We start from the raw sequence: 5,967 nt of genomic DNA on the forward strand, positions 1-5,967 counted from the left end.
AGCATGGAATTTTTTCGACCATGCTTGTCGGCAATATAACCGAATAGCCAACCGCCAATCGGCCGCATAAAGAAGCCGGCAGCGAATACCCCGGCGGTTTGCAGCAGCTGCGTGGTGCTGTTGCCCGCTGGGAAGAACGAGGCGGCAAAGTAAATGGAACAGAAGGAGTAAACGTAAAAATCAAACCACTCCACCAGATTGCCTGATGAAGCCCCGACGATAGCGAAAATGCGTTTCTTGTTATCCAGCGCCCCCTGTTCGACGCCGTGCTCATCCCCAAGAGCCGAGGTTGTTTCTGTCATGATGTATTCTCCGAGCCATAACAATGATGAAATTTGGCTTCCTGCCGCCCTGGTTGTTACTTTATTGTTATTTATAAGTTAACAGCCAAACTTAATAGCGGACGAAGAATATCTGACATTCAGAGAAACAATGCGTTGGTTTTGTGATGAATATTAAACAGTACGATGAAAGCTGAAGCGGATTACAACGGGGATTTTCCATTTTACGCATAGCAAAAAGCCCTGAACGTCAGTTCAGGGCTTTCGGCTTTATTTGATGCCTGGCAGTGTCCTACTCTCGCATGGGGAGACCCCACACTACCATCGGCGCTACGGCGTTTCACTTCTGAGTTCGGCATGGGGTCAGGTGGGACCACCGCGCTATTGCCGCCAGGCAAATTCTGTTTCATTCCAACCGCCTCACTTCCATGAAGCCATCAGAACCAATCTCGGAACGTCGCTGAAAATCTCTCTAAAAACACCTTCGGTGTTGTAAGGTTAAGCCTCACGGATCATTAGTACTGGTTAGCTCAATGCATCGCTGCACTTACACACCCAGCCTATCAACGTCTTAGTCTTAAACGTTCCTTCAGGGACCTTAAAGGCCCAGGGAAGACTCATCTTGAGGCAAGTTTCGCGCTTAGATGCTTTCAGCGCTTATCTTTTCCGCACTTAGCTACCGGGCAATGCCATTGGCATGACAACCCGAACACCAGTGGTGCGTTCACTCCGGTCCTCTCGTACTAGGAGCAACCCCTCTCAATCTTCCAACGCCCACGGCAGATAGGGACCGAACTGTCTCACGACGTTCTAAACCCAGCTCGCGTACCACTTTAAATGGCGAACAGCCATACCCTTGGGACCTACTTCAGCCCCAGGATGTGATGAGCCGACATCGAGGTGCCAAACACCGCCGTCGATATGAACTCTTGGGCGGTATCAGCCTGTTATCCCCGGAGTACCTTTTATCCGTTGAGCGATGGCCCTTCCATTCAGAACCACCGGATCACTAAGACCTACTTTCGTACCTGCTCGAGCCGTCACTCTCGCAGTCAAGCTAGCTTATGCCTTTGCACTAACCTCACGATGTCCGACCGTGATTAGCTAACCTTCGTGCTCCTCCGTTACTCTTTGGGAGGAGACCGCCCCAGTCAAACTACCCACCAGACACTGTCCTCACCCCAGATTATGGGGCCGAGTTAGAACATCAAACATTAAAGGGTGGTATTTCAAGGATGGCTCCACGCAGACTGGCGTCCACGCTTCAAAGCCTCCCACCTATCCTACACATCAAGGCTCAATGTTCAGTGTCAAGCTATAGTAAAGGTTCACGGGGTCTTTCCGTCTTGCCGCGGGTACACTGCATCTTCACAGCGAGTTCAATTTCACTGAGTCTCGGGTGGAGACAGCCTGGCCATCATTACGCCATTCGTGCAGGTCGGAACTTACCCGACAAGGAATTTCGCTACCTTAGGACCGTTATAGTTACGGCCGCCGTTTACTGGGGCTTCGATCAAGAGCTTCGCCTTGCGGCTGACCCCATCAATTAACCTTCCAGCACCGGGCAGGCGTCACACCGTATACGTCCACTTTCGTGTTTGCACAGTGCTGTGTTTTTATTAAACAGTTGCAGCCAGCTGGTATCTTCGACTGGCTTCAGCTCCATCCGCAAGGGACTTCACCTACATGCCAGCGTGCCTTCTCCCGAAGTTACGGCACCATTTTGCCTAGTTCCTTCACCCGAGTTCTCTCAAGCGCCTTGGTATTCTCTACCTGACCACCTGTGTCGGTTTGGGGTACGATTTAATGTTACCTGATGCTTAGAGGATTTTCCTGGAAGCAGGGCATCAACTACTTCTGCACCGTAGTGCATCGTCATCACGCCTCAGGGTTAGTATGCAACCGGATTTACCAGGTCACACCCCCTACACGCTTAAACCGGGACAACCGTCGCCCGGCTAGCCTAGCCTTCTCCGTCCCCCCTTCGCAGTAACACCAAGTACAGGAATATTAACCTGTTTCCCATCGACTACGCTTTTCAGCCTCGCCTTAGGGGTCGACTCACCCTGCCCCGATTAACGTTGGACAGGAACCCTTGGTCTTCCGGCGAGCGGGCTTTTCACCCGCTTTATCGTTACTTATGTCAGCATTCGCACTTCTGATACCTCCAGCAACCCTCACAGGCCACCTTCAACGGCTTACAGAACGCTCCCCTACCCAACAACGCCTAAGCGTCGCTGCCGCAGCTTCGGTGCATGGTTTAGCCCCGTTACATCTTCCGCGCAGGCCGACTCGACCAGTGAGCTATTACGCTTTCTTTAAATGATGGCTGCTTCTAAGCCAACATCCTGGCTGTCTATGCCTTCCCACATCGTTTCCCACTTAACCATGACTTTGGGACCTTAGCTGGCGGTCTGGGTTGTTTCCCTCTTCACGACGGACGTTAGCACCCGCCGTGTGTCTCCCGTGATAACATTCTTCGGTATTCGGAGTTTGCATCGGTTTGGTAAGCCGGGATGGCCCCCTAGCCGAAACAGTGCTCTACCCCCGAAGATGAGTTCACGAGGCGCTACCTAAATAGCTTTCGGGGAGAACCAGCTATCTCCCGGTTTGATTGGCCTTTCACCCCCAGCCACAAGTCATCCGCTAATTTTTCAACATTAGTCGGTTCGGTCCTCCAGTTAGTGTTACCCAACCTTCAACCTGCCCATGGCTAGATCACCGGGTTTCGGGTCTATACCTTGCAACTAATCGCCCAGTTAAGACTCGGTTTCCCTACGGCTCCCCTATACGGTTAACCTTGCTACAAAATATAAGTCGCTGACCCATTATACAAAAGGTACGCAGTCACACCACGAAGGTGCTCCCACTGCTTGTACGTACACGGTTTCAGGTTCTATTTCACTCCCCTCGCCGGGGTTCTTTTCGCCTTTCCCTCACGGTACTGGTTCACTATCGGTCAGTCAGGAGTATTTAGCCTTGGAGGATGGTCCCCCCATATTCAGACAGGATGTCACGTGTCCCGCCCTACTCATCGAACTCACGACCTGTGCATTTTAGTGTACGGGGCTATCACCCTTTGCTGCGCGACTTTCCAGACGCTTCCACTAACACACAAGCCGATTCAGGTTCTGGGCTCCTCCCCGTTCGCTCGCCGCTACTGGGGGAATCTCGGTTGATTTCTTTTCCTCGGGGTACTTAGATGTTTCAGTTCCCCCGGTTCGCCTCATGCCACTATGTATTCATGACATGATAGTGTGTCGAAACACACTGGGTTTCCCCATTCGGGTATCGCCGGTTATAACGGTTCATATCACCTTACCGACGCTTTTCGCAGATTAGCACGCCCTTCATCGCCTCTGACTGCCTAGGCATCCACCGTATACGCTTAGTCACTTAACCTCACAACCCGAAGATGTTTCCATCGTTCGTGCTGCAAACATTTGAGAGACTCTATGACAGGTTACTCTTCATCCCAGTACATCTACGGAGGGATAAATTTCAGCCGTCATGTTTCAATTTTCAGCTTGTTCCAGATTGTTAAAGAGCAAAATACTTCGCAGCATACTGTCGCCAATATACTCTGAAGTATTGAAATACCGGACTATATGGTGGAGCTAAGCGGGATCGAACCGCTGACCTCCTGCGTGCAAGGCAGGCGCTCTCCCAGCTGAGCTATAGCCCCATACAGTCACGTGCAGTACCTTTTCCACTTCGAAGAAGTGGTAGGCCTGAGTGGACTTGAACCACCGACCTCACCCTTATCAGGGGTGCGCTCTAACCACCTGAGCTACAAGCCTATAAAGGTATTTCTGCTCGTTACTTTCTATCAGACAATCTGTGTGAGCACGCCACTCGAATCAATATCTTTAGGTAAGGAGGTGATCCAACCGCAGGTTCCCCTACGGTTACCTTGTTACGACTTCACCCCAGTCATGAATCACAAAGTGGTAAGCGCCCTCCCGAAGGTTAAGCTACCTACTTCTTTTGCAACCCACTCCCATGGTGTGACGGGCGGTGTGTACAAGGCCCGGGAACGTATTCACCGTAGCATTCTGATCTACGATTACTAGCGATTCCGACTTCATGGAGTCGAGTTGCAGACTCCAATCCGGACTACGACATACTTTATGAGGTCCGCTTGCTCTCGCGAGGTCGCTTCTCTTTGTATATGCCATTGTAGCACGTGTGTAGCCCTACTCGTAAGGGCCATGATGACTTGACGTCATCCCCACCTTCCTCCAGTTTATCACTGGCAGTCTCCTTTGAGTTCCCGGCCGAACCGCTGGCAACAAAGGATAAGGGTTGCGCTCGTTGCGGGACTTAACCCAACATTTCACAACACGAGCTGACGACAGCCATGCAGCACCTGTCTCAGAGTTCCCGAAGGCACCAAAGCATCTCTGCTAAGTTCTCTGGATGTCAAGAGTAGGTAAGGTTCTTCGCGTTGCATCGAATTAAACCACATGCTCCACCGCTTGTGCGGGCCCCCGTCAATTCATTTGAGTTTTAACCTTGCGGCCGTACTCCCCAGGCGGTCGATTTAACGCGTTAGCTCCGGAAGCCACGCCTCAAGGGCACAACCTCCAAATCGACATCGTTTACAGCGTGGACTACCAGGGTATCTAATCCTGTTTGCTCCCCACGCTTTCGCACCTGAGCGTCAGTCTTCGTCCAGGGGGCCGCCTTCGCCACCGGTATTCCTCCAGATCTCTACGCATTTCACCGCTACACCTGGAATTCTACCCCCCTCTACGAGACTCTAGCTTGCCAGTTTCAAATGCAGTTCCCAGGTTGAGCCCGGGGATTTCACATCTGACTTAACAAACCGCCTGCGTGCGCTTTACGCCCAGTAATTCCGATTAACGCTTGCACCCTCCGTATTACCGCGGCTGCTGGCACGGAGTTAGCCGGTGCTTCTTCTGCGAGTAACGTCAATTGATGAACGTATTAAGTTCACCACCTTCCTCCTCGCTGAAAGTGCTTTACAACCCGAAGGCCTTCTTCACACACGCGGCATGGCTGCATCAGGCTTGCGCCCATTGTGCAATATTCCCCACTGCTGCCTCCCGTAGGAGTCTGGACCGTGTCTCAGTTCCAGTGTGGCTGGTCATCCTCTCAGACCAGCTAGGGATCGTCGCCTAGGTGAGCCATTACCCCACCTACTAGCTAATCCCATCTGGGCACATCTGATGGCAAGAGGCCCGAAGGTCCCCCTCTTTGGTCTTGCGACGTTATGCGGTATTAGCTACCGTTTCCAGTAGTTATCCCCCTCCATCAGGCAGTTTCCCAGACATTACTCACCCGTCCGCCGCTCGTCACCCAGGGAGCAAGCTCCCCTGTGCTACCGCTCGACTTGCATGTGTTAAGCCTGCCGCCAGCGTTCAATCTGAGCCATGATCAAACTCTTCAATTAAAAGCTTGATTTGCTTCCACTCGAGAAGCGATGCTCAAAGATTTACTGCATGAATTTTACTTCAGTTAGTCACTCTTCAAGACTTGATATTTTTTTGCATCCGAAGATGCTGGATATCGTCTTGTGGAGTGCCCACACAGATTGTCTGATAAATTGTTAAAGAGCAGTGAGTTAGGCGCTTTCGCTTGCTAACTCGAGGTGGCGTATATTACGCTTTTCACCCGGAGAGTCAAGCGTTTATTTCGCTTTCCTCTCGCTGACCCGGCGGCT

The 5,967-nt window shown here is 51.7% G+C and carries 1 protein-coding gene, 2 tRNA genes and 3 rRNA genes; all 6 read right to left on the reverse strand.

The genetic code is table 11. The features are described 5' to 3' along the window. A partial coding sequence (locus AB0H42_RS35325) for an MFS transporter (RefSeq protein ID WP_357064154.1) occupies positions 1-302 on the reverse strand: 302 nt, incomplete at its 3' end. A gap of 258 nt (positions 303-560) precedes the next feature. Further along, positions 561-676: ribosomal RNA gene (gene rrf, locus AB0H42_RS35330) — 5S ribosomal RNA — on the reverse strand. A gap of 99 nt (positions 677-775) precedes the next feature. Beyond that, positions 776-3,683, reverse strand: a 23S ribosomal RNA gene (locus AB0H42_RS35335). 207 nt (positions 3,684-3,890) lie between these two features. Continuing rightward, positions 3,891-3,966: transfer RNA gene (locus tag AB0H42_RS35340), tRNA-Ala, on the reverse strand. Positions 3,967-4,004: 38 nt separating this feature from the next. After that, positions 4,005-4,081, reverse strand: a tRNA-Ile gene (locus AB0H42_RS35345). A 74-nt stretch (positions 4,082-4,155) separates the two neighbouring features. Continuing rightward, positions 4,156-5,697, reverse strand: a 16S ribosomal RNA gene (locus tag AB0H42_RS35350). Together the 16S, 23S and 5S rRNA genes with 2 tRNA genes alongside form the textbook arrangement of a ribosomal RNA operon. Positions 5,698-5,967 lie beyond the last annotated feature (270 nt).

The organism is Nocardia sp. NPDC050799, from assembly GCF_040654015.1.
Lineage (GTDB): Bacteria > Actinomycetota > Actinomycetes > Mycobacteriales > Mycobacteriaceae > Nocardia.